This is a genomic window from Roseofilum halophilum BLCC-M91, assembly GCF_030068445.1.
Lineage (GTDB): Bacteria > Cyanobacteriota > Cyanobacteriia > Cyanobacteriales > Desertifilaceae > Roseofilum > Roseofilum halophilum.
Window position 1 is genome coordinate 1 of the sequence record NZ_JAQPOK010000085.1, and the last position, 25,585, is coordinate 25,585.

Here is a 25,585-nt window from a genome sequence, read left to right on the forward strand (position 1 = left end):
CGATCGAGCAGACTCTGCTCCTATGGAGGAGCAAGGCGATCGAAATTCAGAATCTGAGAATATGAACTAGCCCCGTAGTAGACCGGCAAGCTTAAAATTGTAGGTTGGGTTGAACGAAGTGAAACCCAACTTTCGTCAGACTGGCGTTGGGTTTCGGTGCTCAACCCCACCAACAATCTTAACCCCAAAATTAAAGCTGGCCTGTCCTGTTGGGTGGCCACTCCCCACCCCACGGCTGTATCCCCCCAAGGTGGGAATGCAATAGTTTCCCCATTCCCCCACTCCCCCATTCCCCCATCCCCCCATCTACCCACAAACAATGCTAGAGACTGTTCATTCAATTCCCGGAAGAATTCGCTTGCGGGTTCCCCAACTAAAAGAAAATACTGCCTATGCACCGCAACTCGAAGCAACCCTGTCTACTTGGCCGGGGGTGAGGCATGTTCGGATTAATCAGTTATCTGCCTCTCTGGTGGTGGGTTATGCTCCTCAAGTCTTGCAGGAAGGGCAGATTGTACAAATTGTAGGGGATCGGATCGAAAAGATTACCCAGAATCTTCCTCCAGAACTGCCTGCTGCTCTCCCCAGTCAAGGCCATTCAGAAGGGTGGTCAAGCTTACGCCTTCCCCTGGTGGCGACTTCCCTGGCTCTACTCAGTCGCACTCTACCCCGATCGGGTATGGTTTTGCGTCCAGCAGCGACGATCGCCTTTATCCTTACGGCTTTCCCGGTGGCCAAACGAGCATGGGAGAGTATTGTGAACGAACAGCGTTTAAATATTGATTGTCTGGATTTTCTGGCTCTGAGTTTAAACGCCTGGCAAGGAAAACAAGTCACTCCGGTGATGGTGATCTTGCTCCATGAATTGGGAGATATTATCCGGGAACAAACGGCTAGAGCAACGGAAGTGCGGACGGCTAACCTGAAAGATGCGATCGGGCGGTTTGCTTGGGTGAAGGTGGGAGACGACCAACCCCCAGAGCAAATTCCCAGCGATCGCGTAGAAATTGGACAAACAGTTATCGTTTATCCTGGGGAACAAATTCCCGTGGATGGCACAGTATTACGCGGTGAAGGGGTGATCGACCAACAACAGCTTACCGGAGAAGCGATGCCGGTGGTTAGACAGGAGGGAGGATCGGTCTTAGCTTCAACTTTACTGCGATCGGGTCAACTGTATCTGCGGGCCGATCGCGTCGGTGAGCAAACCCGCGCCGCTCTTAGCCTCGCCTTACTCCAAAAGGCTCCCGTCCACGATACTCGCATGGCCAACTATGCCGAAAAAATCGCCGATCGCCTGATTGGGCCCTCCCTATTTTTGGCTGCTCTCCTCTGGCTCACCACCGGCGATCCCTCTAGGGCAGCCGCCATCCTGACTCTAGACTTTGTAACCGGTATTCGCGTCTCCATTCCCACCGCCTTTTTAGGAGCCTTAAACCATACCACCCGCCATGGGATTCTGGTTCGCAGTGGTCGCACCCTGGAACAACTGGCGGAAATTGATACCATTGTCTTTGATAAAACAGGAACCCTCACCCAAGGGATTATCACGGTAGCCGGGATTACCGCCATGAATGGGGCATCGGAAGAGCGGGTGCTACAACTAGCAGCCGCCGTAGAACAACGGCTGAATCATCCCGTAGCTGAGGCCATTGTTGACTATGCCCATGAGAGGGGGGTAACGGTTCCGTCACGGGGTGAATGGTTCTATGAAGTCGGTTTAGGGGTTCGCGCTCAAATTGACGGCCAGGAGGTTTTGGTCGGCAGTGGGCGCTTTTTACACCAAGCTGGAGTAGATTGGGAGAAAGGAGAAGAGACAGAGAGCGATACCCCCTCTGAGATTTATGTAGCTGGCGATCGCCAGCTTCAAGGGGTGATTCGCTATCGCGATCCCCTACGTCCAGAGAGCGATCGCCTGATTAAAACCCTACAGCATAGTTATGGCATTGACGTGCATTTACTGACGGGCGATCGGCCCCAACGGGCAGCCCAAGTGGCCCAGGAACTCGGTATTCCCACCTCACAGGTGTATGCGGAAGCCTTCCCCGATGATAAAGCACGGATCTTGCGAGATTTGCACCGTTCGGGGCGGACTGTGGCCTTTGTGGGAGATGGCTTAAATGATTCCGTGGCCCTAGCTTATGCGGATGTGGCAGTGTCTTTTGAACAAGGTTCAGAGATTGCTAGGGAAACGGCGGATGTGGTGTTGATGAACAATAATTTACTCGATTTACTCGAAGCCATTTCCATTGCCCGGCAAACCCGCAATCTGATCGATCAGAATATTGCCTTGGTGGTTGCGCCCAATTTGGCGGCCTTGGGGTTAGCCTCGAGTGTGGGACTGAATCCTTTAGTGGCAACCGCCATTCATAATGGATCGGCGATCGCTGCGGGTATCAATAGTCTGCGTCCCCTAGTCGAGCATCAGATGACAAGTTAGGGAATAGGTAATACGAGATTGCCATGTCTCCCTATCTCCCCCATCCCTACTTTAAGATTGCTAACAATTGTTCTCATTAATTGGACAAACTCTGCTACGCTATGGCCAGAAATCAACCTTTCTAAATAGTCCTCTAAACCCCTATGTCTCTGATTCATCTGGAAAAGTCCGTCGTGACGTTTCATCTCAAGGAAATCCTCGAAGACGGACACGGTAATCATCCCCTCTTCTGGGTTGGATTAGGCGTTTTAGTTTTAGCCCCTACCCTGTTACCCGATCCTCAACCGGTGAATCAACGGTTGACTCAACAGGGAACAACGGGAAAAACAGAAATTTCCTTATCTGAGTGGGTGGCTCAGGCACAAAAAAATAGAGCCGAGAGTTGAGGATTAACCCTGACTCTCTACAACGATGGGCTTGAACAACTGTTGTCGTCTCAAGTCCAGCAAAACAGCCTTATTGAATCAACGTTAACGCCGCTTCAACAGGGAACCGATCGCGCCAACTGCAAAGAGTGCCAAAACGGCCGAAGGTTCGGGGACTTTTTCCGGATTACAGGCAGAACTTCCGCAAGTGGACAGGAAAGAGGGATTGAGATTTACCACATCAGAGCGAAAAGTGTTGTAATTGTTCATTGCTGACCCATGACCTTATCCCCACCCCTAACTCTACCGCCTTTGGAAAATGGCGATCGCCTAACGCGCAGCGAATTTGAGCGCCGCTACGCCACCATGCCCCAGGTCAAAAAAGCCGAACTGATCGAAGGAACTGTTTATATGGCATCTCCCCTACGTGCTAAATCTCACGGCGAACCCCATGCACGAGTTATGGCTTGGCTGGGCGCTTACTGGGCTGCGACTCCAGGTATCCAACTCCTAGATAACGCAACGGTTCGTTTAGATGCTGATAACGAAACCCAACCCGACGCTCTCCTTCGCATCGAAACAGAAGGCCAAAGTACCATTAGCGAGGATGACTATGTGGAAGGCCCCCCGGAACTGATTGTGGAAATTGCCGCTAGTAGCGCTTCCATTGACCTCAACCAAAAACGTAACGTCTACTGTCGCAACCAAGTCCAAGAATATTTAGTCTGGCGAACCTATGATGGAGCCTTCGACTGGTTCTGCTGGCAAAATGGGGAGTATGTGCTATTAAATGCTGATGCTGATGGGATCTGCCGCTCGGTTGTCTTTCCTGGCTTGTGGCTCGCCAAAGATGCACTGCTGGCAGGAAATTTAGCCCAGGTATTGGCAGTGTTACAACAGGGAGTCCGGGATAGGGAGATGGGAGGATAGGGAGATGGGGAGATAGGGGGACGCGGAGATCGCTCATTACTCATTACTTATTACTCATTACTTATTACTCATTACTCATTACTCATTACTCATTACTCATTACTTATTACTCATTCCTCTTGCACTTCCAGAAGCGCGATACAATAAACTGAGAAAATAAAGCCATCAATTCGGACAAGATAGACGAGGAAGAGACAGAATCCATGGGTAGAGTAGTCGGCATTGACTTGGGGACAACGAACTCAGTGGTTGCCATTATGGAAGGCGGTAAGCCAATGGTGATCGCCAATGCAGAAGGGATGCGGACTACACCTTCAGTGGTTGGCTTCAGTAAAGATGGCGAACTTGTGGTTGGCCAAATGGCCCGTCGCCAAGCTGTCCTGAATCCGCAAAACACCTTTTACGCTGTTAAACGCTATATGGGGCGCAGATATGGCGAACTCAACGCTGATTCTAAACGAGTCCCCTATACCATCCGGCGCGATGAAATTGACAATATCAAAATTAAATGTCCTCGGCTGAAAAAAGATTTTGCCCCGGAAGAGATCTCGGCGATGATCTTGCGGAAATTGGCTGAGGATGCCAGTCGTTACTTGGGGGAACCGGTCACTGGTGCAGTGATTACGGTTCCAGCTTATTTTAATGATTCCCAACGGCAAGCGACTAAGGATGCGGGGAAAATTGCCGGGTTAGAGGTCAAACGGATTCTTAATGAACCCACGGCTGCTTCGCTGGCTTATGGGTTAGAGCGGGGAGCGGCGCAAACTATCCTGGTGTTTGACTTGGGGGGAGGAACGTTTGATGTTTCGATCCTCGAAGTTGGGGATGGGGTGTTTGAGGTGCGCTCTACCAGTGGGGATACCCAATTGGGGGGCAATGACTTTGACCAAAAAATTGTTGATTGGTTGGCCGAACAATTTCTAGAGACGGAAGGGGTAGATTTACGGCGCGATCGCCAAGCGCTGCAACGACTGACAGAAGCGGCGGAAAAGGCGAAAATTGAACTGTCGGGGGTGACGGTAACGGAGATTAACTTACCGTTTATTACGGCAACAGAAGATGGGCCCAAGCATTTAGAAACCCGGTTGACGCGATCGCAATTTGAAGAACTTTGTGGCGACTTGCTCTCCCGTCTGCGCCGTCCCATCAAACGCGCCATGTACGATGCCGGACTCAGCCCCGTCCAAATCGATGAAGTCGTTCTCGTAGGCGGTTCCACCCGCATTCCCATCGTTCAGCAACTGGTTCGCAGCTTCATCGACAGAGAACCCAACCAAAACGTTAACCCCGATGAAGTCGTCGCTGTAGGCGCAGCCATTCAAGCCGGTATTCTCTCCGGCATCGTCAAAGACGTGCTGCTGCTCGATGTCACCCCTCTCTCTCTGGGTATCGAAACCGCCAGTGGGGTAATGAAAAAACTGATTCCGCGCAATACTACCATACCCGTGCGGCGATCGGATATTTTCTCCACATCCCAAGACAACCAGACCTTTGTCGAAGTCCACATCCTGCAAGGAGAGCGGGAAATGTCCAAGGATAACAAATCCCTCGGTCGCTTCCGACTCTCCGGCATTCCCCCTGCCCCGAGGGGAATCCCCCAAATTCAGGTTTCCCTCGATATTGATGCCAATGGCATCTTGCAAGTCGCCGCCCTAGACCGCACCACCGGTCGGGAACAAGGCCTGACCATACAAGGAGCCTCCACCCTCTCCTCCGACGAAATCAACCAAATGATCCAGGATGCCGAACGCTATGCCCAGGTAGACCGGGAGCGTCGGGAAAGAGTAGAAAAGCTCAACCGTGCAGAAGCCCTCATTACCCAAGCAGAACGCCAACTGCGGGAAGCCACCCTAGATTTTGGGATGCAGTTTGCCAACCAATACCGCCGGGATATCGATCCCATTGTCCAGGAACTGCGGGAGTATTTGCGCCGAGGCGATGACCGAGGAATTGACCAAGCAGGAGCAGACTTACAAGACATTCTCTACGATCTCAATCGGGAAGTGCGCTTGCGGATGAGCGAAGAAGAGGATGACGGCTTTTTGGGAACCCTGCGGCGCACCTTCTTGGGCGATGATGAGGATGAATTCGATCGCCGCGAAAGTTACGATTATGATAGTCCAGCCTATAAAACCCGACGGGAATACGCACCCCCAGAACGGAATTATCCACCGGCAGCGCGAGACTATCCCCCAGCGAGAAATTATCCGCCCGCCCAGGATTATCCACCCCCACGGGATTATCCCCCTCCACGAAACGACCCACGAGACCCGGATTATCCACCCCCACGGAACGCCCCACGAGGGCGAGACTATCCCCCAACACGGGATTATGAACCGCCAAGGCGAGACTATCCCCCAACACGGGACTATCCGCCCCCCCGGTCAAGGGAACCCAATCGACCCCCAATCCGCGACTCTCGTCGTCCTCCAGAACCCCCCGGCCGAGCCAGGTATAATCAATATAATGCCTATGATGATGAAGATTGGGGAGATGACGATGAATGGTTGTAGGTATTCCCTATTCCCTATTCCCTATTCCCTATTCCCTATTCCCTATTCCCTATTCTCCCAGAACCCTAAGTGAACAAAACCATGCAAAACTTTCGGAACTATTATGAGATTCTGGGAGTTAGCCCCGATACCCCCACTGAAGAGATCAAGCGGGTTTATCGCCGCTTGGCTCGTCAATATCATCCCGATCTCAATCCTGGTAATAAGGAAGCTGAGGAGCGATTTAAGGATATTTTAGAAGCCTATGAAGTCCTCTCCGATCCGGGGAAACGGACGGAATATGACCAACTGAGTTTCTTTTTAAGACAGCGCCAAAATAACCGCAAACGCAATAGTAGCTCCAAGTTTTCTTCCGCAGAAATTGAGTATTTTAATCAATTTCCCACGTTCGATAGTTTTCTCGATAGCTTGCTGAATCGCCGTCGGGAGGTGAATCAGGGACAACCCACTGGCAAGCGATCGCGTCCCGTCGAACGCAATGCCCAAGCCTACAGTCCCGGACGCTCTAAAGTTTATAACACGGTTACCAGCGAATCCCGACCCATGAAACGGGATATCGAAGCCCTATTAACCTTACCCCTAGAAAAAGCCTATCGAGGTGGAAAAGAGCGTATCCGCTTAGAAGATGGTCGCTCCTTAGAAGTAGACATGCCCCCCGGTATGGTAAGCGGTGAAAAAATGCGCCTGCGGAAGTTGGGCATGAATGGCGGCGATTTATACCTGAAAATCACCGTTGCCCCCCATCCCTTCCTGCAAATTGAAGGGAATGAAATCTATTGTAAACTGCCCATTACTCCAGTAGAAGCCATTTTATCCGGACAAGTAGAAGTCTTCACCCTGGATGGGTTAGTGAAAATGAATTTACCCCCAGGAGTGAAAAGCGGTCAAAAACTACGATTAGCCAATAAAGGATATCCCGACAACCGAGGCAGACGGGGCGATCAGGTAGTAGAAATTGAGATTCAGTTTCCCACCGAATTAACCCCAGAACAACAGGAACTCTATGAAAAACTGCGAGATTTAGAAGATAATTTGCGCGAAGCCCTGTGGAAATCAGACAGGGAATAGGGTTAGTGCTTTGGAAGCAGGAAACCACAGGCGAGAAGCCTGTCATCATAAGGGTTAAAGTTGAATCGGGATGACAGGATTTGAACCTGCGACATCCTGCTCCCAAAGCAGGCGCGCTACCAAGCTGCGCTACATCCCGGACGAACGTAATAACACTATAACCCATATCAGTCCAGTTTGGCTAGAAGCCAATCCAAAGGATAGATCGATCTTCGCATCCTCTGCCTTGAACAGAACGTTCAGCCACAAAAAAAGAGGGGGAAGACAGGTAGAGCGCTTGCTCCCCAAGTCAACCTGAGTCCCAGATCTCCAAGAGTCGATACACTTCCATGCCGTCTCTCTCCCCTAGTTTGGATACCAAAACATCCCCTTAATTCCTTCTGGATCTTGGAGAAAACCCAGATTTCGGTAAAATTCCACGACATGAGGATCGGCAAACAAGGTAATGTTGCTAATATCTTCACTACGGAGTTTCTTAATTGTATGCTTCATCAGGGCCTTACCCAGACCTCTCCCTTGGAATGCTGGATGAACCACCACATCCCAGAGAGTCGCATTAAATGCGTGATCCGAGGTTGCCCTAGCAAACCCAATCAACCGACGATGGTTGCCTCGTAAATCCCACATCGAAATCACCAGAAAGCTATGCTCGATCGCTTTTTTGACTTTCCGTAAAGGACGGCGAGACCAACCAACCGCATCACATAGCTCTTCAAGTTCGTATAGGTCGATGTCCCGATTCGTGCTAAACACAATACGGGAAACCTTTCCAGAATCGCTCTTGAGATCCAAAGTAGCAAAATATTCCAGTGTTTTTCCTGGACTCGTTGTTATTGGAGTATCAGAGCTGCTAAACAAGCTTTTCCAAAAACCCATGCAGGTGTAATTGAAGTAGTCAAAGTTAAATAGACAATATTAGCTTAGTATATCTCCCCTAATTTTTTCCTTCCATTATGGCTCAGGGTTTAAAATCCTCTACCTTAGAACTGCTCAAACGCTTTAACCGAGCGTTTCCCCAATTCTATGAGCAGTTTGTCAGTTCTGATATCCAACTGCAAAACCTGAAACTGGCCTATCAACTCTACAAACGCCAGAAAGCCGTGATTGAAGTGCGTACAGAATCGGCGAAAAGCTCTCTCCACTTTGCTTATCGGAATCAGTCGTTCCTATTGAGTGATATCTTTGGGGTTCTGGCTGCCTATGGATTAACGATTCATAGCCTCAGTCTCTATGGTCAAATTCATCCCCCGATGCTGGTGTTTATCAAGTTGGTGGTCTCTAGAGGGGGGAAAGCGCTGCTGGAGAAAACAGCAGAGAATGTCTGTCGAGCGATTCAGGAAGCCTTAGCGGGACATTTTGAGGTGGAGGAGATGTTGGCGGTGGAGTTTAATCTGGATGCGGGGTTAGAACAGGTGGATACGGAGTTTTATGTCGATCCGGTGTTTCATCTACCGGCTTTACTGATTGAGGCTGATAATCAACCGGGATTGTTCTATAAGGTGATGTACGCCATTTGGCAAGAGGATTTATTGGTGGTGAATGCCAATCTGTTGGTCTGGAGGGGACGCACGCGGCTGATTCTCTATTTGCTTGGGCCCAATGAAAGCTTGATTCCGGAATATTTGGGTCAGAAGATTGCTGAAAGTGTGAAGCAGCGCTTATTGGGCGATCTAAATTAATGGGTAATCGGTAATGGGTAATGGATGATCATCAAAATTTCCAATTGGATTAGAGTCAGACACGGTTCAGGATAGGATAGGAGTATGGCAAAAATCGATATCCTGGGCGTTTCCCATACTTATGAATTAACTGCACCGAAAACGGCTAACCCAACGTTGGTGTTTGTTCATGGCTGGTTGTTGAGCCGGGCCTATTGGCGGCCTTTGGTTGAGCAACTGCGATCGCACTATCAATGTTTAGCCTATGATTTGCGTGGCTTTGGTGAATCGGAGACTATACAAGGTTTACAGGGCAATGAGGGCGAGCCGATTTTGGGATATACTCCCAGCGATTATGCTAAGGATTTGGGGCTACTCCTGGATCGATTACAAATTGAGAAGGCTTGGTTGGTGGGCCATTCTTTGGGGGGGAGTGTGTCTCTATGGGCGGCTTCTCAATTGGGCGATCGCATTGGAGGAGTGTTTTGCCTCAATTCTGGAGGCGGCATTTACTTAAAAGAGGAATTCGAGCGCTTCCGCTCTGCTGGCGCTCAGTTGGTGAAACGGCGGCCTCAGTGGTTGGTGGATGTGCCTTTGCTCGATTGGCTCTTTACCCGCTCTCAGGTGGCTCAACCCCTATCGAGAACTTGGGGACGACAACGGTTAATTGATTTTGTCACTGCCCAGTATGAGGCGGCATTGGGGGCTTTATTGGATTCGACGACGGAGGAGGAGGTTCACCGCTTGCCCCAATTGGTGGCTCAGTTACAGCAGCCGGTTTATTTTATTGCCGGTGCTGAGGATAAGGTAATGGAACCTCGTTATGTCCGACATTTGGCAAGTTTTCATGAGTTGTTTCGCTCCGGATACGACAATGTGGTGGAACTTCCTGGTTGTGGTCATTTTTCGATGCTCGAAGCGACGGATCGAGTGGCTGAAGAGATCGATCGCCTGATTCATGCTGAGGAAATCGGCGATCGTCTGGCCAGTTAAGGGATAGGGGAATGGGGGAATGGGGGAATGGGGAGACACGGAGACACGGAGACACGGAGACACGGGGACACGGGGACAGGGAGATTGCCTATTCCCTATTACCCATTACCCCGCGTAGCATTATAGAGCGTCTGAAGTTTAGATAAATCCATCCGCGACTGAACGCCTAGGGTTAAGGAAGAGCGATCGCCTTGATTAAAATGAGCAGAAGCCGCACAAGCAATCATCGCCGCATTATCCGTACAGTATTTCATCGGTGGAAACAGCACCTCTAGATTATGCTTTTCTCCAGCCGCTTTTAGATGTTGCCGTAGCCCCCGGTTCGCGGCGACTCCTCCGCCAATGGCAATGGTAGATAGATTGTGGTCAAGAGCTGCTCGGATGGCGCGTTTCGTCAGAGCTTTAGCCACCGTTTCCTGGAAGCTCGCCGCTAGGTCAGCAATGGGTAAATCGGGGTCAGTCGCCTTCAGTTGATTCACCAGGCGCATCACCGCCGTTTTTAAGCCGCTAAAGCTACAGTCATAGGGATGATATCCCCCTTTCGGTAAGGAAATGCGGCCTTCGGGTAGGGAAAAAGCTTGCGGATTACCGGTTTGAGCCAATTGGTCGATAATGGGGCCTCCCGGATAGCCCAGTCCCAGCAAACGAGCCACCTTATCAAAGGCTTCCCCAGCCGCATCATCGCGGGTTCGTCCCAGGGTCGTATACTGACCGCATTGGTGAACCTGGATCAGGCTGGTATGACCTCCAGAGACCAGAAGACACAAGAACGGCGGTTTTAAGTCTGGGTTGGTGAGATAGGAGGCGTAGATATGGCCTTCCAGGTGGTGAACCCCCATAAAGGGTTTATCGTGCAACAGAGCCAGGGTTTTCGCGGCCGTGATGCCCACCAGTAAGGCTCCCACTAAACCAGGGGCACAGGTGGCGGCGATCGCATCAATTTCTGACCAAGAGAGGTTCGCTGCTTCTAGGGCTGCGGCGATCGCCCCATTCACCGTTTCCAGATGACGGCGAGAGGCCACTTCCGGTACAACTCCCCCATACTGGCCATGCTCGGCCATCTGGGAAGCCACAAAATTACTCAGAACATTACATTTATTTACAATTGCCACAGAAGTTTCGTCACAACTTGTTTCAATTGCTAGAATCGTTGCCATTGCCTGCTACCTTGTTCTAAAGGAAAACCCTTTTCTGAACGGCACACCGATGTGGACAGTTCAGAAAAGCCCATTTTAGAGACTTTTTTGTAGCTCTAATCTTTACGGAGTCTCTTTAGTCCAGTATGATTGGCTTTCATAGAGCCTCTGGTTTCTTTGTAACATACTATTTGCACTTCGTAACAAAAGGAAACATTTCCATGCGACGATTGCTTGTTCTGGTTTTGATGTGTTGTTTGTGGCTGGGCTTTGTTCCCCCCGCTTCTGCGGATTTAGCAAACTTGGTTCCCTGTAGTGAATCTCCCGCTTTTCTGCAACGGGCTAAAACAGCTCGCGCCACCACCGATGATCCCCAATCTGGGGCCAAACGATTTGAACGGTATTCTGAAGCCCTCTGTGGTGAAGATGGCCTCCCCCACCTGGTGGTTGATGGTCGTCTAAGCCATGCTGGAGACTTCATTATTCCCAGCTTACTCTTTCTTTATATTACCGGTTGGATTGGTTGGGTAGGTCGTGCTTACCTGATCGCCATTCGTGGTGAGAAAAAACCCGAAGAAAAAGAAGTGGTTATCGATGTACCCCTAGCGATTAAAATGATGCTCTCTGGCTTTGCTTGGCCCCTGGTCGCAGCGAAAGACATGATGAGCGGAGAAATGTTCGCTAAGGATGACGAAATTACGGTTTCACCCCGTTAATGGTCTGTTCAAGTCTGTGTTTTGTTTTGGAGTCTTCACATGGAAGGTTTACTTAAGTATCTGTCCACAGCTCCAGTTTTGATTATGTTATTACTAACAGTCACGGCTGGAATTCTAATCGAGTTTAACCGTTTTTATCCTGACTTACTATTCCATCCAATGTAAGTTTTCAGGAATACTCACCTAGCAATTTGCTGTGTTGGGAAGAAAAGATTAAATTAAGCGACAGCGCCTTTGGAGTCATACCAAAGGCGTTTTTTGATCCCTTACATCCCAAGTTTTGGCAGAAGTGTTTACCATAGAAAAGGAATCTTGTACCTTGTGATACTTTTCTTCAATGACTTCAACCTTGCTTAGGTCAGCTACTCCGGGACGGTGTATTGCTCCAACCGTGCGTCACCTACACAATGGGTTAACCATCGTCGCCGAGCAAATGCCCGTAGATGCCGTGAATTTAAGCCTGTGGCTTCCAGTCGGTTCTGCGGTAGAATCAGACCCCATCAATGGCATGGCTCACTTCCTAGAGCATATGATCTTCAAAGGAACGCCAAACCTGCCTGCCGGTGAATTTGAGCGCCAGATCGAAGAACGAGGAGCAGTGACCAATGCTCTAACCAGCCAAGATTACACCCAATTCTATATCACCACAGCGCCTCAAGACTTTATGGATTTAGCGCCCCTACAATTTGAGGTGGTCTTTAATGCCAGTATTCCTGATGAAGCCTTTGAGCGGGAACGCTCGGTGGTGATTGAAGAAATTCATCGCTCCCAAGATAATCCCCGTCGCCGAGTTTATCAAAGGGCGATGGAATTGGCTTTTGAAACCCTGCCCTATCGTCGCCCAGTTTTAGGCCCAAAAGAGGTGATCGAAACCCTGAAACCTGAGCAAATGCGGGAGTTTCATCAGCATTATTATCATCCCCAAAACCTCACTGCCGCAGTTGTGGGGAATCTGCCGGTGGATGAGTTGATTCAAATTGTGGCTGATAGTTGCACCCTCACCGTCAATGGGGAAGGGTTGAAAAAGACTCAATCGGTTATACCCCCATTCGGGCAGTTGTCAGACACTGCCCCTTTTAATGGTTTGAGTGAAGCACCGTTTACTACGATTGAGCGCCGAGAGTTTGTCGATCCGAGTTTGCAGCAAGGGCGGTTGGTGATGGTTTGGCGGGTTCCGGGTGCTTTAGCTCAGGATAAAACCTATGCGTTTGATATTCTCAGTTCTATTTTGTCTCAAGGACGGACTTCTCGGTTGGTGCGTCAGTTGCGGGAAGAACAGAATTTGGTGTCGAGTGTGATGGCGGCGAATTTAACTTATCATAGCCAGGGGTTGTTTTATGTGGCGGCCCAGTTGCCAACGGAGCATTTAGCCGAGGTGGAGGAGGCGATCGCCAAACAAATTGCATCCCTGAGCTATAATCTGCAAGATTCAGAGTTACAACGCATTCGTACTCAAGTGGCAAACCGGTTTGTCTTTGGCACGGAAACACCGAGCGATCGCGCTAATCTGTATGGATATCATCAAGCCATGCTCCAAGATGTGAATCTGGCCCTCAATTATGCCACCTGCATCCGTTCCCTAGAGGTGGAAGATCTGCAAGCTGCCGCCCGCTCTTATCTTTCTCCAGAAGCCTATGGTATCGTCACCATAAGACCGGAATAATTAACAATTAACAATTAACAATTAATAATTTAATTGTTAATTATCTAGCCTTTTTAAATCAGTTATGAACGATTGCCCTCATCCCCCAACCCCCCTTCGGCTCCGCTCAGGGCGGTGCTTCTCCCACAGGAGAAGGGGAGCAGAAGTCCCTCTCCCAAGGGAGAGGGATTTTCCGCAAGCGGACATGAAAGGGAGAGGGCATTCCAAGTTTACGTCTCACATGAAAACGCTATTCAACCGAGCCATGTGGAATCTAATTGCCGATCGCATCAGCGAAGTCACCAACCAACCCTTTGAAATCCAATCCCATCGCTCCGTTGCTGGGGGGTGTATCAATCAAGGATATCAAGTCCAGGGAAGGGACGATCGCACTTCGACTACGCTCAGTGAACGCGCCTATTTTGTTAAACTCAATCGCGCTGTGGACATCGAAATGTTTGCCGCCGAAGCCTTGGGTTTACAACAAATGTACGATACCCAAACCATCCGCGTCCCCGCTCCCATTTGTACCGGAGTTGCAGGCAACTCAGCCTACATTGTCTTGGAATGGTTAGAATTTGGGGGCGGAAAGTCCCAATCTTGGGAAGAAATGGGGCGACAATTGGCCCATCTGCACAGGGCTAAACCACCTCGCCCAGAGTTTGGTTGGGATGGCAATAATACCATTGGCTCAACCCCCCAAATCAATACCTGGACAGCCGACTGGGTAGACTTTTATCGTGAGCATCGATTAGGCTATCAATTTCGACTGGCGAAACGGCGAGGGGGAAATTTTCCGCAAGAGAAGGAACTGTTAGCTGCCCTGCCCGAACTCTTGCGGGATCATCACCCCCAACCCTCCTTAGTGCATGGGGATTTATGGTCGGGAAACGCTGCTTGCTTGGTGTCTGGAGAACCGGTAATTTTTGATCCAGCGACTTATATTGGCGATCGCGAAGTGGATTTAGCCATGACTGAATTATTTGGCGGTTTTCCTGCCTCTTTTTATCAAGGTTACCATCAAGTTTTGCCCCCCAATCCGGGTTATAGTGTCCGCAAAACCCTTTACAATCTCTATCATATTCTCAATCACTTTAATCTGTTTGGCGGCGGTTATGGCTCCCAAGCCAACAGCATGATCCGCCAATTACTGCGATGAGGTCTGACATTAGATAGGCGTTTCTGGGCCCTATTTCTGGAAAGAGAAAGCTTTGCGTAAGGCTGTGACCGTGGAGATGAAATGTTGGGCGACTTGCTCAATTTCTGATTCAGTATTGAATCGGCCCATACCGAATCTCACGGAGGCATAGGCCAGTTTTTCTTCTCGACCTAATGCTAAGAGAACATGGGAAGGGGCAATTTTGGCGGAGGTGCAAGCGGAACCGGAGGATAGGGCAACAATAGGTTGCAATCCTAACAGCAAGGCAGAGCCGTCTACACCTTCGACACTGATATTGAGATTACCGGGTAGCCTTTGGGTCGGGTGACCGTTGAGGTGAATGCCGTCTAGGGAACTTAAGGTGTTCCAAAGCTGTTCTCGAAGTTGGGTTAGGCGTTGGGCTTCCGTTTCTTGTTCTGCCATGCCTAAATGCACGGCTTCCGCAAAACCCACGATTTGTGGAGTATAAAGAGTTCCCGATCGCAGTCCCCGCTCATGGCCGCCTCCGTGGATCTGGGCAGCAAGTTTGACTCTGGGGTTGCGTCGCCTGACGTATAAGGCTCCAATACCTTTGGGGCCGTAGAGTTTATGGGCAGTCAGGGACATTAAGTCGATGTTCATCTCCTGGACATTCAGGGGAATTTTACCTAGCGCCTGGGCTGCGTCGGTGTGGAATAGCACTTGGCGATCGCGGCAAATTTGGCCGATTTCGGCTAAGGGTTGAATGACCCCAATCTCATTATTGGCCGCCATCACAGAAACTAAGATAGTCTCTTCGCCCATGGCTGCTTTTAGCTCTTCTAGATTGATTAACCCTTGAGCATCGACCCCCAAATACGTGACTTCAAAGCCTAATGATTTTAAATACTCACAGGGATCTAAAACGGCATTATGTTCAGTGGTAACCGTAATTAGATGGCGACCTTTGCTAAAATACGCCTCAGCTACCCCCTTGATGGCTAGATTGTTGGCTTCAGTGGCTCCACTGGTGAAAATGATTTCTTCTGGAGTGCTGCCAATGGCTTGAGCTAAACTCTCTCGGCCACGGCTAACGGCTGCTTCAGCTTCCCACCCATAGGCGTGGGTAATACTGGCCGCATTACCAAAGCGTTCTGTGAAGTAGGGCAACATGACTTCTACAACCCGTCCATCGACTGGCGTAGTGGCATGGGAGTCAAGATAAATCGGTCGCTCAGACATATTCTAGGATCTTAGAGTAGAATCAGGGCAATGATATTGCCCATATCCTCAAGCCTAAAACAAGAATATGAATTCTGAAACCTTAGTGCAACTGTTACAACAAAGCTTTCATGTGACCCTAGGTGCAACGGCTTCTTTTGCCGAAGTTCTACAAGATGAGCAGAAACGCCAAGAAAGTTGGCGCAAACTGAGCCAAGAGTTAGCAGATCTGACTCAAGAATGGTCAGAAAAAGGAAAAATCACGGAAGAAGAAGCTCGCAATTTTGTAGATAACTTGATGAAACAAAAGACGACTTCCTCGGAGAGTGCTGCTGATGCTGAGTCTACTGATGAGTCCGATGGAGAACCGGAAGCGCCATGCGATCGAGATCCACAAGCAGAAATTGAAGAACTGACGACGCAAATTTCAACTTTGCGCTCTGAGTTAGAGAAATTGCGACAGGAAGAAAGTTAGAGTTCTGGCGCTCCAGGGGATGAATGTCAGTGAATTCATCTCCTGGTTTGGCTTGAAATCTAGTCATTATCCCATTCTTCGCGTCCTAAAAGGTCTCCAATCCGGTCTCTGAGCAAGAAATTGCCGTTTTCTAATTCACACTCTACATAACCCCATTCACGGGCGGGAATATATTTACAAAGCACATAAATCGGTTGCTGACGGCTGATCGTTCCGTTTTGCACGAGGCTGCGGGCCTCGTCTTGAATCATATTTAAGGAATAACGAATAGATTGAAGCATGTTCACTCTTTTGATGTTTGCAATGATTGTGTATGGCCACGTTAGGAGATAGGCGTTCGATCGCCATCCATTGGATTTTAACTTAAGTTCTGTATTCCTGAATACTGAACTTTTTCTATTCTTACGCTATATCGCCTCTAATTATATTAAGATATCTTGCCAAAGTCATCAACCAATAACACTTTTCTGGTAAACCAGTTCAGTGGCCAGTTGAATGGCAGCCGTCATGCTGGTAGCATGGGCAAGTCCTTTGCCTGCAATATCAAAAGCCGTTCCGTGATCGGGTGATGTGCGAATGAAGGGCAAACCGATAGAGGTATTGACTGCCCGATCGAACGCCATCATTTTCACGGGAATTAATCCTTGGTCATGGTAGAGTGCGATGTAGGCATCATGGGTTTGGGCTGCAAAGGACGAGTCATACCATGCTTGAGCGGGTTTAACCCATAAAGTGTCTGGTGGTACTGGCCCATCTAGGGTGAGATCCGGATAGGCCTGGCGAGACGCTTCTAGCCAGGGAATGAGCCAATCGATCTCTTCAGTACCGAGTTGCCCTTGCTCGCCGCTATGGGGATTAAGTCCGGCGATCGCGATGCGAGGTTGGGCAAGGCCAAACTGGTCGCGCAATACGTTAACTAACAATTGTAGCTTCTGGTTTATGAGAGTGTATGTTAAGATTTCTGGAACTTTGGCTAGGGGAATGTGAGTGGTTGCTAACAAGGTGATTAATTGCCATTGGGTATGGGGCGATCGCCCGACAAAAAGCATCCCAAATTGGTCTGTTCCAGATTTTTCAGCTAAAAGTTCAGTTTGTCCCGGATAATGGTATCCAGCCGCACTCCAAGCGGATTTGGCGATCGGGCCGGTGACAATTCCTTGAAAGTGACCCTGGAGGGTTTGGGAAATGGCTTCTTGCAAATAGGCAAAACTAGCCCATCCACTGGCCTGATTTCCCACCCCTAACCTGAGTTCCTTGGCGACGCGATCCGGTAGGGGAATATCGAGAATCGAGAGGCGATCGGGATCGGCCAAAGGTTGTCCCAGGGGAGCTAAACGGCTGTAAGTGTCCTGTAAAATGGACGCAGACCCCACCACAGTCATCTGAATTTGCTCCTCAAGCTGGCGATCGGCCAAGGCTTTGAGGATCACTTCCGGGCCAATGCCCATCGGATCGCCGAGTGTAATCGCTAAATGATTCAACCTATTACCCATTACCTATTACCCATTACCCGAAACTGTTCTACAATCAACCTATAGGCTTAGTCGTAAGCCTCTATCCCTCGATCGTTCACCTAAAAGGATATTACTTAAACCATGGGCGCTGAAATCTTTAATGCCGCACTCTTATCTTCCAGTTTAATCATGGTGGGCCTAGGTTTAGGCTTCCTGCTGCTGAAAATTCAGGATAGCGTTGAAGGCTAATCTGAAGGAGCTTAACTCAAGTTCACAGCGATCGGCTGTAAGCTCTAATCCTTGGCGGGGAAGCTTCCCCGCCTTCTTCTTAGCCATCCCTATTGGATTGAAGCCATCGGGATCTGTGCCGAAATCCAGAAAAATTATGAGCAAATGTCAAGATTTTTGAAGTTTTCTGATAGACTCTTATAAAAAGTTAACGTTTTTTTAAAATATATCAATGACCTTATTAATCGTTGGAGCCACAGGCACACTGGGAAGGCAGATTACCTTCCGCGCCTTAGAAGAAGGCCACTCGGTTCGCGCTTTAGTGCGTAATCCTCAAAAAGCCGGGTTTCTGAAGGAACGGGGAGCGGAACTAGCCCCAGGAAATTTATGTCAAATGCAAAGTATCAAAAAAGCCCTTGAGGGAGTCACGGCCGTGATTGATGCAGCCACTTCGCGGCCTACAGACTCTCTGAGTATGGAAGAAGTAGACTGGGAAGCCAAAGTCTCCCTGATTCAAGCGGTGAAAGAAGCCGGTATTGAACGCTACCTATTTTTCTCTATCCTGGATGCGGATCGATATCCCCAAGTGCCGTTGATGCAAATCAAGCACTGTACAGAACTGTTCTTAAAACAGGCAGAGCTGAAATACACCATTTTTCAGTTAGCTGGCTTTATGCAGGGACTGATTCCCCAGTATGCCATTCCGATTCTGGATCAACAGGGGGTTTGGGTAATGGGCAAATCTTCACCCGTGGCCTATATGGATACCCAAGATATCGCTAAATTTGCCGTGCGGGCCTTGAGTGTACCGGAAACCGAAAAGCGCACCTTTCCTCTGGTGGGGACAAAAGCGTGGAGCGGGGATGAAATTATTGCCTTATGCGAGAGACTCTCTGGACGACAGGCGAGGGTTTCCCGAATGCCGATCGGGTTGTTGCGTGCGGTGCGTCAGATCGCTCAATTTTTCCAATGGACTTGGAATATTAGCGATCGCCTGGCCTTTGCCGAAGTTCAAGCCAGTGGCAAGCCTCTGATCGCCCCCATGGAGGAAGTCTATAGTGTGTTTGGCCTTGACCCGAAAGACACCACTACCTTAGACTCCTATATGCAGGAATACTTTAGCCGTATTTTGAAAAAACTCAAAGAAGTCGAATACGAGCGCGATAAAATGAAGCAGAAAAGCAAAAAACGCAGAAGCCCCTTTAAATCGGGTTCCTAAAACCCTAAATGGGTGTGCAGGATTGAACCCCTGTGAAGTACAATCCTTAAACGAATCATTAGAAAACCTTCTCAATACTGGTATTAGCGTGCCCGAAGCTGGGATTATTTACAACGACATTAAACCAACTGCCTGTCGAGTCGCAGAAGAACTAGAACAGCAACTAATCCAACGGGGATGGAGCGTGAAACTGGCGACAGGTGCAGGGGGAATATTGGGATATTCCCATCCGGATCGTCCTATCTGTCATACTCCCATCGATCATGTGGTTCCCCCAGAATTTAATTCACAGATGAAAGTGGCGATCGTCCTAGGTGGCGATGGTACGGTGCTTTCGGCTGCTCGACAAGTGGCCCCTTGTGGCATTCCCATGTTAACGGTGAATACGGGCCATATGGGCTTTCTGACGGAAACTTATATTAATCATCTTTCAGAAGCGATCGATCGGGTGGAGAATGACAACTACACCATAGAAGACCGCACCATGTTAACGGTGCGCGTCTATAACAATCATGCTCAAAATGCTTCTTCTACTGGCGATCGTCCCCTACGTCCTAGTGTCTGGGAAGCCCTATGCTTAAACGAAATGGTACTGCACCGAGAACCCCTGACGAGTATGTGCCATTTTGAAATTAAAATTAGTCATCATGCCCCTGTGGATATGGCGGCTGATGGTATTATTGTCTCCACCCCTACCGGCTCAACGGCCTACTCCCTGAGTGCAGGAGGAGCCGTGGTAACGCCGGGAGTGCCCGTGCTGCAACTGATGCCCATTTGCCCCCATTCTTTAGCCTCACGCGCTCTGATCTTTAATGATAGCGACCCGGTAACGATTTATCCCGTGTATCCGAATCGGCTAGTGATGGTGGTCGATGGTAATGGGGGATGTTATGTTTCCTCTGAAGATGAGGTGGTGATTGAAAAAGCCCCCTATCGTGCCCGGTTTGTTCGCTTACAGTCTACGGAGTTCTTTCGCATTCTCCGAGAAAAATTAGGCTGGGGATTGCCTCATATTGCCAAACCGACCTCAGTGGAGTTACCTTAAGGTTGCCTGAATTTTGGCGATCGCCTATAATTGTAAGTTGAGACTCACAGCATGTAGGTGACTAGCTCAACGGTAGAGCAGGAGACTCTTAATCTCTTGGTTCAGGGTTCGAGTCCCTGGTCACCTATTAATCAGGATGCTATATGCCGTGGGACTTTCAGCCCTAAGTCCTTACATACTATAAACAAACACAGAAACTCACCGCGATTTCCGATCGCCCCCTCCAGGTCTGAAGCCGAAAAAGCGAAAACCGGCTAAAATCTGCCTATTTTGTTCAGTTTGGGCAAACTGAAGGCAGTGGAGGGGGATCGGCAAAATATGAGTTTTAGTCAATGCGGATGAAAGGACTTGAACCTTCACGTCGCGAGGACACTAGAACCTAAATCTAGCGCGTCTACCAATTCCGCCACATCCGCATAATTAGGTGTCACAATCTCCTATTGTAGCAGAGACTAATCTAAATGTCTAGCTTGAATTTCCAAGAAGATCAGAAAAAGGGAGCCTTATGGCTCCCTGATTTGTTCTATCGTTCAATTCGGAGGAAATCTGACTCCTTTACCCTGTGCATACCAGCTTCACCAGCGCTTGACCTAGGCATTCTTGCGGCGCTTGGCAGCAGTCACCAGACCACCAATGGCAGCTAAACCGAGGAGAGCAGAAGGTTCAGGAACATCAACGGGGTTGGGAGTGCCGACGGTGAATTGGTAGTTGCGGGTGAAGGAGAAGTTATCACCGGCATCAACCACACCAGAGGCATAGGAATTTTCTCCAAAGCTGTAGGCATAATCCCAGCTTGTACCGCCATCTAAGCTGTATTTAACGACTTCACTAGCCATCATTGTGGATAATACAGGATAGAGTGGGTCACTTACATTAAGTTGTAGACCACTAGCAAAGGTGTCATGACCAGCTAATTCAAAGGAGTATTCGCCGTTGTTACTGCTGACGGATTGGATGTTGGGGTCGCTCAGGCGTTGGAAGACATTGTAGCTAGAGAGAGTTGTTTGGATAGCACCGAAAAGTTGAGCGCCAGAGCCAATACCTAATCCACCTAACTGAGGGGTGTAAGCGCTATAAATTCCGTTAGTCCATTGAGTGCCCAAGCCACCTAACCAGTCGGCTTGACCCACGGAACCAAACATGATGCTGCCGTCGGTGAAGTTAGCGGTTAAGGTCGAGGGGGTTTCATTGCCCCAGCCGTAGTCGATATTGTCGTCTAGTTCAACGCTACCTGCACTTCCTAGAGCATCGATAATAGCTGCGCTACCGTTGCTACCAGAGAGTCCAACTTGTCCACCACCAAGTTCTTCAAATACGCGAACATCTCCAGTTGTGCTGACTCCGGTTAGAGTACCGGCGAAGGCGGGAGCGCCGAGGACGCTGACACCAGCGACGACGGAAGCACCCATAGCGATTTTTTTCATAGTGTTAAACATAATCTCTCTCCTAGAATTTTTTAAGTGTGTCAGTTTGGCGTGTGATCTTCAATAAGTTGTTGGGAAGTGGCTTTCCTCTCAACTGAGTCCCATATTAAGCTGCTGTTTGGGGAAGGGATGTGACCGAGTTCACTAGAGTAACGTGATTGTTATTCTTTGAAAAAACCCTTTTCTTCCTAGAGCTTGGGATAGATGAGTTGGGGAAAGTTGTTTCCGTTCAACTTGTTCTTATCATAGCCTGAAACCCTTGCCCTGTGGTGAAGTTACGATAAAGATTCAATCAAGTTTCTATAAAGTTTTCCAGAGGATTCAGATCTAGTTTTCCGTATTTTTACGATCGCAGAAACTCACCGATCCGAGTGGCTGCCTGTTGGAGAATGTGGGGGTCATGGACGAGGGCAAAACGAACGAAACCCTCACCATTGGGGCCAAAACCGGCTCCTGGGGATGCAGCAACCCCTGTGGTTTCCACGAGTTTAGTGCAGAATTCAACTGAGTGTTTTTCCCATTTTTTCGGTAGTTTCGCCCAGACAAACAGGGTGGCGGCGGAGGGAGAAATAGTCCAGCCGATGTCGTCCATGGTGCGGATAAAGGCATCTCGACGCTGTTGGAAGCGGTTAATGGTGGTCTGGATATGGGTTTGGGAGCCTTGGAGGGCGGCGATCGCCCCATTAAAGATGCCTTGATATTGATTAAAGTCTACCACTGCCTTGACTTGCCGCAGTCCGGCGATCAGTTCCGGATTTCCAATGGCATAACCGACGCGAAACCCGCCCATACTGTAGGTTTTGGACAGAGAAAAGAATTCGATGGAGATGGCTTTATCGGGGTCAGCTTGCAGCACGGAAGGGGACGGGGGTTTACCATCAAAGACGAATTCGGCATAGGGAGCATCATGAATCAGGGCGATATTGTGGCGCAAGCAGAGATCTACGGCTTCTTTAAAGAAGGAGAGGGGCGCAGTGGCGGAGGTGGGATTATGGGGATAGTTGAGAACCATCATCCGCGCTTTGTCTAAGACGGAGGGGGGAATATCCCTAAAGTTGGGTAAAAATCCGTTTTCTTGGCGCAAGGGGAGGGTGTAGAGTTCGCCTCCAGCAAAGTAAACCCCACCATAGTGGGAGGGATAGCCCGGATCGAGCAAAATGGCAATATCGCCAGGGTTGAGGAGCGCTAGGGGGAGATGAGCGGTTCCTTCTTGAGAGCCAATAAGGGCGAGGACTTCGGTTTCGGGATCGACGGGAATATTGTATTTATTGGTGTACCATTGAGCGCAGGCTTGCCGGAAGGGGAGGGTACTGCTGAAGAGTTGATAGCCATGGGTGCGGGTATCGGGGAGAGTTTTGGCGATCGCCTCTATAATGTGGGGTGCAGTGGGTTGATCGGACGATCCCAAGGATAAATCGATTACTTCTAAACCAGCAGATTTGGCTTTGCCTTTGCCGCGATCCATGTCAGCAAAGACATTATGTTCAAAGGATTTGAGGCGATCGGCAAAACGAATCATGGGACAGGGAATGGGGAGATGGGTTATAGGTGGGGTTCGATCAGTTCTACTAATTTGGGTTTGGTGAGTGCCCCTTCAGCAGAAGCGGTGAGTTCTCCTGATTTGAACAGGCGCAATCCGGGAACTCCTTCTACAGCGTATTTTTTCACGGATTCTGGATTGGGGTCTACTTCCATTTTCACCACTTTTAGGCGATCGCCATATTCCCTCGCAATTTGATCGATCGAAGGACTCACCAAGCGACAGGGGCCACACCAAGCTGCCCAAAAGTATACCAGGACAGGTTTAGAGGCTTTGAGGACTTCAGATTCAAATTGAGAGTCAGTAATCGTAATCGGGGTACTCATAAGGAATCAGATAAACAATTCAGAACCAGTTCTGGAAGAGCCATTTTAGGTTAGCTTAAGTTATTATACCCCGATTCGGGACTTTCCCTTTAATCAACTAATTTGATGTAGGGGCGGGTTTCAAACCCGCCCCTACATCAAACCCTATTGCCTATTACCTAGAGCGAAGCGCTATGATGTCCATGAATCCTATTTTTGCTTCTGAGCTAAACACCTTTACAGAAGAGACTTCTATCGGCATGATCCAAGCGATCCAAGAAGAGGCGATCGCCACTCCCTTAAGTCCTGAACCGATTATCACTTCCTATGTGCATCAGGGCAATGGAGGGACTCCGATTGTGTTATTGCCGGGGTTTGATAGTTCCCTATTAGAGTTTCGGCGGTTATTGCCTCTGTTAGCCCAACATCAGGAGACTTGGGCGATCGATTTATTCGGGTTTGGCTTCACCGAACGACGGCCTGATTTACCCGTGAGTCCAGAAGCGATTAAGGTTCATTTACACTCCGTTTGGCAAACTCTGATTCAAAAACCGGTGATTTTAGTGGGCGTTTCCATGGGCGGGGGAACGGCGATCGACTTTAGCCTCACCTATCCCGAAGCCGTAGAACAGTTAGTCTTAATTGATAGTGCCGGATTTGCCAACGGTCAAGCCATCACCGCAAAATGGTTAAAACCCCTGGTCTATGGTGCAGCCAATTTTTTACGTCAATCTTGGGTGAGACAGTCTGTCGCTGTGCGAGCTTATTACGATCCTAAGTGGGCTTCCGTGGATGCCCGACTCTGTGGAGCGCTGCATTTAAAGATGCCCTATTGGACAGAAGCCATGGTTAGTTTTACCCTCAGTGGCGGCTACAATAATATGGCGGACAAGGTTGAAAAAGTGACCCATCCAACGCTTATTTTATGGGGAGAGGGCGATCGCATTCTCGGCACTGCTGATGCGGCCAAATTTCAGCAGGCCATCCCCCACGCTAAACTGATTTGGATCGAGCAGTCTGGCCATACTCCCCATTTAGAGCAACCGCAAAAAACCGCCGAATTGATATTAGAACACTGTAGCCAACCCTCCTTACGGTAGGGCACTCACCATACCTGTCGGAACCCAGTGAGATCAACCAGAAGAAATAACCACGATCATAGTTACAGTCTAGAGTCTGGACTTGTTGGCAAATCTCTTGATAGGTAGCCATCTTCTTTCTAGAAAAATCCTGATTCTTCATATATTATCATAGATTTCAGCGAGAATAACTTCACTATGCCTGCCAAAGATCTTTATCACGACAACTGCAAACAAGCATTGATTAAAGATGGCTGGAAAATCACCCACGATCCTTATCCTATGCGCTGGGGAAAAAAAGACTTATTTATTGATTTAGGAGCAGAAAAATTTCTGGGAGCAGAAAAAGGCGATCGCCGCATTGCCATTGAAGTTAAAAGCTTTGTGGGATTATCCGATATTCAAGATCTGAAAAATGCTCTAGGTCAATTTATCCTTTACCAAGACTTACTGGCTAGAATTGAACCAGAAAGAAAACTTTTCTTAGCCATCCGAGATGTTGTATTTAGCGATCTATTTGAAGACTCAATGTCAATCGGTCAAGTTCTCTTAGAAAATCGTCGATTTCAGTTACTTGTTTTCAACTCAGAGCAGGAGGTAATCATATCATGGATGAGCTAGAGCAATATCGGACGGTCATCAAGACCTTACTATCGGAATTCACCACCCGTCAATATGCTAATCCTGATATCTTAGAGCTTCAGAACAAAACCGTATTTGATGCCACTCAAGACCACTATGTTGTCATGTCTGATGGCTGGAACAAGAACGGTTCTCGTATCCATGGCTGTTTGATGGATCTTGAGATCATTAATGGCAAAATTTGGATTCAAAGGGATGGTACAGAATACGGTATCGCGATCGATTTAATGGAGGCGGGAATTCCCAAAGATAAAATTGTCTTGGGATACAAACAACCCTCGATTCGTCCCTATACTGGATTTGCTATAGCTTAACAATGAGTCAAGATCGAGTCCAGTTATCGATGGGGTGGGGGCGGGTTTTGAAAATCGATCG

The 25,585-nt window shown here is 49.0% G+C and carries 28 protein-coding genes and 3 tRNA genes; 19 read left to right on the forward strand and 12 right to left on the reverse strand.

Annotated elements, in window-relative coordinates; genetic code table 11:
- The first annotated feature begins 319 nt into the window (after window positions 1–319).
- Both PJF56_RS10940 and PJF56_RS10945 read left to right on the forward strand, forming a co-directional pair.
- Window positions 320–2,440, forward strand: a complete 2,121-nt coding sequence (locus tag PJF56_RS10940; RefSeq protein WP_283762708.1) for a heavy metal translocating P-type ATPase — start codon at window positions 320–322, stop codon at window positions 2,438–2,440.
- Between the two features lie 143 nt (window positions 2,441–2,583).
- On the forward strand, window positions 2,584–2,826 hold the full coding sequence (locus tag PJF56_RS10945; protein ID WP_283762709.1) for a hypothetical protein: 243 nt from the start codon (window positions 2,584–2,586) through the stop codon (window positions 2,824–2,826).
- An 84-nt stretch (window positions 2,827–2,910) separates the two neighbouring features.
- On the opposite strand, the gene PJF56_RS10950 is transcribed toward PJF56_RS10945, so the two are convergent.
- Window positions 2,911–3,075 (reverse strand): PEP-CTERM sorting domain-containing protein, encoded by a 165-nt coding sequence (locus PJF56_RS10950; protein ID WP_283762710.1) that lies wholly within the window; start codon window positions 3,073–3,075, stop codon window positions 2,911–2,913.
- Between the two features lie 9 nt (window positions 3,076–3,084).
- Between PJF56_RS10950 and PJF56_RS10955 the strand changes: the two genes are divergently transcribed.
- From PJF56_RS10955 to PJF56_RS10965, 3 genes are all read left to right on the forward strand, one after another.
- The gene (locus PJF56_RS10955) at window positions 3,085–3,735 is read left to right on the forward strand and encodes a Uma2 family endonuclease (RefSeq protein ID WP_283762711.1); all 651 of its coding nucleotides are present in this window, start codon (window positions 3,085–3,087) and stop codon (window positions 3,733–3,735) included.
- A 203-nt stretch (window positions 3,736–3,938) separates the two neighbouring features.
- Window positions 3,939–6,248 carry a molecular chaperone DnaK gene (dnaK, locus tag PJF56_RS10960; RefSeq protein ID WP_283762712.1) on the forward strand — a complete coding sequence of 770 codons (2,310 nt, stop codon included), beginning with the start codon at window positions 3,939–3,941 and terminating at the stop codon, window positions 6,246–6,248.
- A gap of 81 nt (window positions 6,249–6,329) precedes the next feature.
- Complete coding sequence (locus tag PJF56_RS10965; RefSeq protein WP_283762713.1) at window positions 6,330–7,316, forward strand: DnaJ C-terminal domain-containing protein; 987 nt, start codon at window positions 6,330–6,332, stop codon at window positions 7,314–7,316.
- A 65-nt stretch (window positions 7,317–7,381) separates the two neighbouring features.
- Here the strand turns inward: PJF56_RS10965 and PJF56_RS10970 are convergent.
- A tRNA-Pro gene (locus PJF56_RS10970) sits at window positions 7,382–7,455 on the reverse strand.
- Window positions 7,456–7,661: 206 nt separating this feature from the next.
- Window positions 7,662–8,192, reverse strand: coding sequence for a GNAT family N-acetyltransferase (locus tag PJF56_RS10975; RefSeq protein WP_283762714.1), 531 nt, complete (start codon window positions 8,190–8,192; stop codon window positions 7,662–7,664).
- Window positions 8,193–8,269: 77 nt separating this feature from the next.
- Here PJF56_RS10975 and PJF56_RS10980 point away from each other — a divergent pair, with 77 nt between their 5' ends.
- Entirely contained in the window at window positions 8,270–8,995 is a 726-nt protein-coding gene (locus PJF56_RS10980) for an ACT domain-containing protein (protein ID WP_283762715.1), read from the forward strand.
- A gap of 84 nt (window positions 8,996–9,079) precedes the next feature.
- The gene (locus tag PJF56_RS10985) at window positions 9,080–9,967 is read left to right on the forward strand and encodes an alpha/beta fold hydrolase (RefSeq protein ID WP_283762716.1); all 888 of its coding nucleotides are present in this window, start codon (window positions 9,080–9,082) and stop codon (window positions 9,965–9,967) included.
- A gap of 98 nt (window positions 9,968–10,065) precedes the next feature.
- On the opposite strand, the gene tsaD is transcribed toward PJF56_RS10985, so the two are convergent.
- A complete protein-coding gene (tsaD, locus tag PJF56_RS10990) occupies window positions 10,066–11,124 on the reverse strand; it encodes a tRNA (adenosine(37)-N6)-threonylcarbamoyltransferase complex transferase subunit TsaD (protein WP_283762717.1) in 1,059 nt (352 codons plus the stop codon).
- Between the two features lie 200 nt (window positions 11,125–11,324).
- On the opposite strand from tsaD, the gene PJF56_RS10995 reads away from it, so the two are divergent.
- From PJF56_RS10995 to PJF56_RS11010, 4 genes are all read left to right on the forward strand, one after another.
- Window positions 11,325–11,819 (forward strand): Photosystem I reaction center subunit III, encoded by a 495-nt coding sequence (locus PJF56_RS10995; RefSeq protein ID WP_283762718.1) that lies wholly within the window; start codon window positions 11,325–11,327, stop codon window positions 11,817–11,819.
- A 39-nt stretch (window positions 11,820–11,858) separates the two neighbouring features.
- Complete coding sequence (psaJ, locus tag PJF56_RS11000) at window positions 11,859–11,984, forward strand: photosystem I reaction center subunit IX (protein WP_271936499.1); 126 nt, start codon at window positions 11,859–11,861, stop codon at window positions 11,982–11,984.
- Window positions 11,985–12,156: 172 nt separating this feature from the next.
- On the forward strand, window positions 12,157–13,482 hold the full coding sequence (locus PJF56_RS11005) for a M16 family metallopeptidase (protein ID WP_283762719.1): 1,326 nt from the start codon (window positions 12,157–12,159) through the stop codon (window positions 13,480–13,482).
- A 244-nt stretch (window positions 13,483–13,726) separates the two neighbouring features.
- Complete coding sequence (locus tag PJF56_RS11010) at window positions 13,727–14,620, forward strand: fructosamine kinase family protein (RefSeq protein ID WP_347179521.1); 894 nt, start codon at window positions 13,727–13,729, stop codon at window positions 14,618–14,620.
- A 30-nt stretch (window positions 14,621–14,650) separates the two neighbouring features.
- Here the strand turns inward: PJF56_RS11010 and PJF56_RS11015 are convergent, their stop codons facing one another.
- Window positions 14,651–15,820 (reverse strand): cysteine desulfurase family protein, encoded by a 1,170-nt coding sequence (locus PJF56_RS11015; RefSeq protein WP_283762721.1) that lies wholly within the window; start codon window positions 15,818–15,820, stop codon window positions 14,651–14,653.
- Window positions 15,821–15,887: 67 nt separating this feature from the next.
- On the opposite strand from PJF56_RS11015, the gene PJF56_RS11020 reads away from it, so the two are divergent.
- A complete protein-coding gene (locus tag PJF56_RS11020) occupies window positions 15,888–16,274 on the forward strand; it encodes a hypothetical protein (protein WP_283762722.1) in 387 nt (128 codons plus the stop codon).
- A 59-nt stretch (window positions 16,275–16,333) separates the two neighbouring features.
- Here the strand turns inward: PJF56_RS11020 and PJF56_RS11025 are convergent, their stop codons facing one another.
- Together PJF56_RS11025 and pdxA are read right to left on the reverse strand one after the other, a co-directional pair.
- Window positions 16,334–16,555: a DUF4327 family protein gene (locus PJF56_RS11025; protein WP_283762723.1), complete on the reverse strand. Its 222-nt coding sequence runs from the start codon at window positions 16,553–16,555 to the stop codon at window positions 16,334–16,336.
- 168 nt (window positions 16,556–16,723) lie between these two features.
- Window positions 16,724–17,767, reverse strand: coding sequence for a 4-hydroxythreonine-4-phosphate dehydrogenase PdxA (pdxA, locus tag PJF56_RS11030; protein WP_283762724.1), 1,044 nt, complete (start codon window positions 17,765–17,767; stop codon window positions 16,724–16,726).
- A 102-nt stretch (window positions 17,768–17,869) separates the two neighbouring features.
- On the opposite strand from pdxA, the gene petM reads away from it, so the two are divergent.
- Window positions 17,870–17,977, forward strand: a complete 108-nt coding sequence (petM, locus tag PJF56_RS11035) for a cytochrome b6-f complex subunit PetM (protein WP_271939003.1) — start codon at window positions 17,870–17,872, stop codon at window positions 17,975–17,977.
- Here the strand turns inward: petM and PJF56_RS11040 are convergent.
- Window positions 17,933–18,064 (reverse strand): hypothetical protein, encoded by a 132-nt coding sequence (locus PJF56_RS11040; protein WP_283762733.1) that lies wholly within the window; start codon window positions 18,062–18,064, stop codon window positions 17,933–17,935. The genes petM and PJF56_RS11040 overlap by 45 nt on opposite strands.
- A gap of 124 nt (window positions 18,065–18,188) precedes the next feature.
- Between PJF56_RS11040 and PJF56_RS11045 the strand changes: the two genes are divergently transcribed.
- The 3 genes from PJF56_RS11045 (at window position 18,189) to PJF56_RS11055 (ending at window position 20,347) form a co-directional block, all read left to right on the forward strand.
- On the forward strand, window positions 18,189–19,175 hold the full coding sequence (locus tag PJF56_RS11045; protein WP_283762725.1) for an SDR family oxidoreductase: 987 nt from the start codon (window positions 18,189–18,191) through the stop codon (window positions 19,173–19,175).
- 88 nt (window positions 19,176–19,263) lie between these two features.
- Complete coding sequence (locus PJF56_RS11050; RefSeq protein WP_283762726.1) at window positions 19,264–20,220, forward strand: NAD(+) kinase; 957 nt, start codon at window positions 19,264–19,266, stop codon at window positions 20,218–20,220.
- 55 nt (window positions 20,221–20,275) lie between these two features.
- Window positions 20,276–20,347 (forward strand) — tRNA-Lys (locus PJF56_RS11055).
- Window positions 20,348–20,553: 206 nt separating this feature from the next.
- Here the strand turns inward: PJF56_RS11055 and PJF56_RS11060 are convergent.
- The 4 genes from PJF56_RS11060 to PJF56_RS11075 form a co-directional block, all read right to left on the reverse strand.
- Window positions 20,554–20,636 (reverse strand) — tRNA-Leu (locus PJF56_RS11060).
- A gap of 174 nt (window positions 20,637–20,810) precedes the next feature.
- The gene (locus tag PJF56_RS11065; protein WP_283762727.1) at window positions 20,811–21,644 is read right to left on the reverse strand and encodes an NF038130 family PEP-CTERM protein; all 834 of its coding nucleotides are present in this window, start codon (window positions 21,642–21,644) and stop codon (window positions 20,811–20,813) included.
- Between the two features lie 343 nt (window positions 21,645–21,987).
- On the reverse strand, window positions 21,988–23,160 hold the full coding sequence (locus PJF56_RS11070; protein WP_347179522.1) for an LL-diaminopimelate aminotransferase: 1,173 nt from the start codon (window positions 23,158–23,160) through the stop codon (window positions 21,988–21,990).
- A gap of 26 nt (window positions 23,161–23,186) precedes the next feature.
- Window positions 23,187–23,510: a thioredoxin family protein gene (locus PJF56_RS11075; RefSeq protein ID WP_283762729.1), complete on the reverse strand. Its 324-nt coding sequence runs from the start codon at window positions 23,508–23,510 to the stop codon at window positions 23,187–23,189.
- A gap of 182 nt (window positions 23,511–23,692) precedes the next feature.
- On the opposite strand from PJF56_RS11075, the gene PJF56_RS11080 reads away from it, so the two are divergent.
- From PJF56_RS11080 to PJF56_RS11090, 3 genes are all read left to right on the forward strand, one after another.
- A complete protein-coding gene (locus PJF56_RS11080) occupies window positions 23,693–24,589 on the forward strand; it encodes an alpha/beta fold hydrolase (protein ID WP_283762730.1) in 897 nt (298 codons plus the stop codon).
- Window positions 24,590–24,766: 177 nt separating this feature from the next.
- Entirely contained in the window at window positions 24,767–25,189 is a 423-nt protein-coding gene (locus tag PJF56_RS11085) for a XisH family protein (RefSeq protein WP_283762731.1), read from the forward strand.
- A complete protein-coding gene (locus PJF56_RS11090; RefSeq protein WP_283762732.1) occupies window positions 25,177–25,524 on the forward strand; it encodes a XisI protein in 348 nt (115 codons plus the stop codon). Before PJF56_RS11085 ends, PJF56_RS11090 begins: the two co-directional genes overlap by 13 nt.
- The last annotated feature ends 61 nt before the right edge of the window (window positions 25,525–25,585 follow it).

Bases quoted from the DNA above. Each gene is read 5' to 3' on its own strand.
- PJF56_RS11080 (WP_283762730.1), top strand. From the start codon at position 23,693: ATGAATCCTATTTTTGCTTCTGAGCTAAACACCTTTACAGAAGAGACT.
- psaJ (WP_271936499.1), top strand. From the start codon at position 11,859: ATGGAAGGTTTACTTAAGTATCTGTCCACAGCTCCAGTTTTGATTATG.
- PJF56_RS10950 (WP_283762710.1), bottom strand. From the start codon at position 3,075: ATGAACAATTACAACACTTTTCGCTCTGATGTGGTAAATCTCAATCCC.
- PJF56_RS10965 (WP_283762713.1), top strand. From the start codon at position 6,330: ATGCAAAACTTTCGGAACTATTATGAGATTCTGGGAGTTAGCCCCGAT.
- petM (WP_271939003.1), top strand. From the start codon at position 17,870: ATGGGCGCTGAAATCTTTAATGCCGCACTCTTATCTTCCAGTTTAATC.
- PJF56_RS10995 (WP_283762718.1), top strand. From the start codon at position 11,325: ATGCGACGATTGCTTGTTCTGGTTTTGATGTGTTGTTTGTGGCTGGGC.
- PJF56_RS11005 (WP_283762719.1), top strand. From the start codon at position 12,157: ATGACTTCAACCTTGCTTAGGTCAGCTACTCCGGGACGGTGTATTGCT.
- PJF56_RS10980 (WP_283762715.1), top strand. From the start codon at position 8,270: ATGGCTCAGGGTTTAAAATCCTCTACCTTAGAACTGCTCAAACGCTTT.
- PJF56_RS11040 (WP_283762733.1), bottom strand. From the start codon at position 18,064: ATGGCTAAGAAGAAGGCGGGGAAGCTTCCCCGCCAAGGATTAGAGCTT.
- PJF56_RS11075 (WP_283762729.1), bottom strand. From the start codon at position 23,510: ATGAGTACCCCGATTACGATTACTGACTCTCAATTTGAATCTGAAGTC.
- PJF56_RS10955 (WP_283762711.1), top strand. From the start codon at position 3,085: ATGACCTTATCCCCACCCCTAACTCTACCGCCTTTGGAAAATGGCGAT.
- PJF56_RS11065 (WP_283762727.1), bottom strand. From the start codon at position 21,644: ATGAAAAAAATCGCTATGGGTGCTTCCGTCGTCGCTGGTGTCAGCGTC.
- PJF56_RS11010 (WP_347179521.1), top strand. From the start codon at position 13,727: ATGTGGAATCTAATTGCCGATCGCATCAGCGAAGTCACCAACCAACCC.
- PJF56_RS11025 (WP_283762723.1), bottom strand. From the start codon at position 16,555: ATGCTTCAATCTATTCGTTATTCCTTAAATATGATTCAAGACGAGGCC.
- PJF56_RS10945 (WP_283762709.1), top strand. From the start codon at position 2,584: ATGTCTCTGATTCATCTGGAAAAGTCCGTCGTGACGTTTCATCTCAAG.
- PJF56_RS10985 (WP_283762716.1), top strand. From the start codon at position 9,080: ATGGCAAAAATCGATATCCTGGGCGTTTCCCATACTTATGAATTAACT.
- tsaD (WP_283762717.1), bottom strand. From the start codon at position 11,124: ATGGCAACGATTCTAGCAATTGAAACAAGTTGTGACGAAACTTCTGTG.
- PJF56_RS10975 (WP_283762714.1), bottom strand. From the start codon at position 8,192: ATGGGTTTTTGGAAAAGCTTGTTTAGCAGCTCTGATACTCCAATAACA.
- PJF56_RS11020 (WP_283762722.1), top strand. From the start codon at position 15,888: ATGAATTCTGAAACCTTAGTGCAACTGTTACAACAAAGCTTTCATGTG.
- PJF56_RS11085 (WP_283762731.1), top strand. From the start codon at position 24,767: ATGCCTGCCAAAGATCTTTATCACGACAACTGCAAACAAGCATTGATT.
- PJF56_RS10940 (WP_283762708.1), top strand. From the start codon at position 320: ATGCTAGAGACTGTTCATTCAATTCCCGGAAGAATTCGCTTGCGGGTT.
- PJF56_RS11015 (WP_283762721.1), bottom strand. From the start codon at position 15,820: ATGTCTGAGCGACCGATTTATCTTGACTCCCATGCCACTACGCCAGTC.
- PJF56_RS11045 (WP_283762725.1), top strand. From the start codon at position 18,189: ATGACCTTATTAATCGTTGGAGCCACAGGCACACTGGGAAGGCAGATT.
- dnaK (WP_283762712.1), top strand. From the start codon at position 3,939: ATGGGTAGAGTAGTCGGCATTGACTTGGGGACAACGAACTCAGTGGTT.
- PJF56_RS11090 (WP_283762732.1), top strand. From the start codon at position 25,177: ATGGATGAGCTAGAGCAATATCGGACGGTCATCAAGACCTTACTATCG.
- pdxA (WP_283762724.1), bottom strand. From the start codon at position 17,767: ATGGGTAATAGGTTGAATCATTTAGCGATTACACTCGGCGATCCGATG.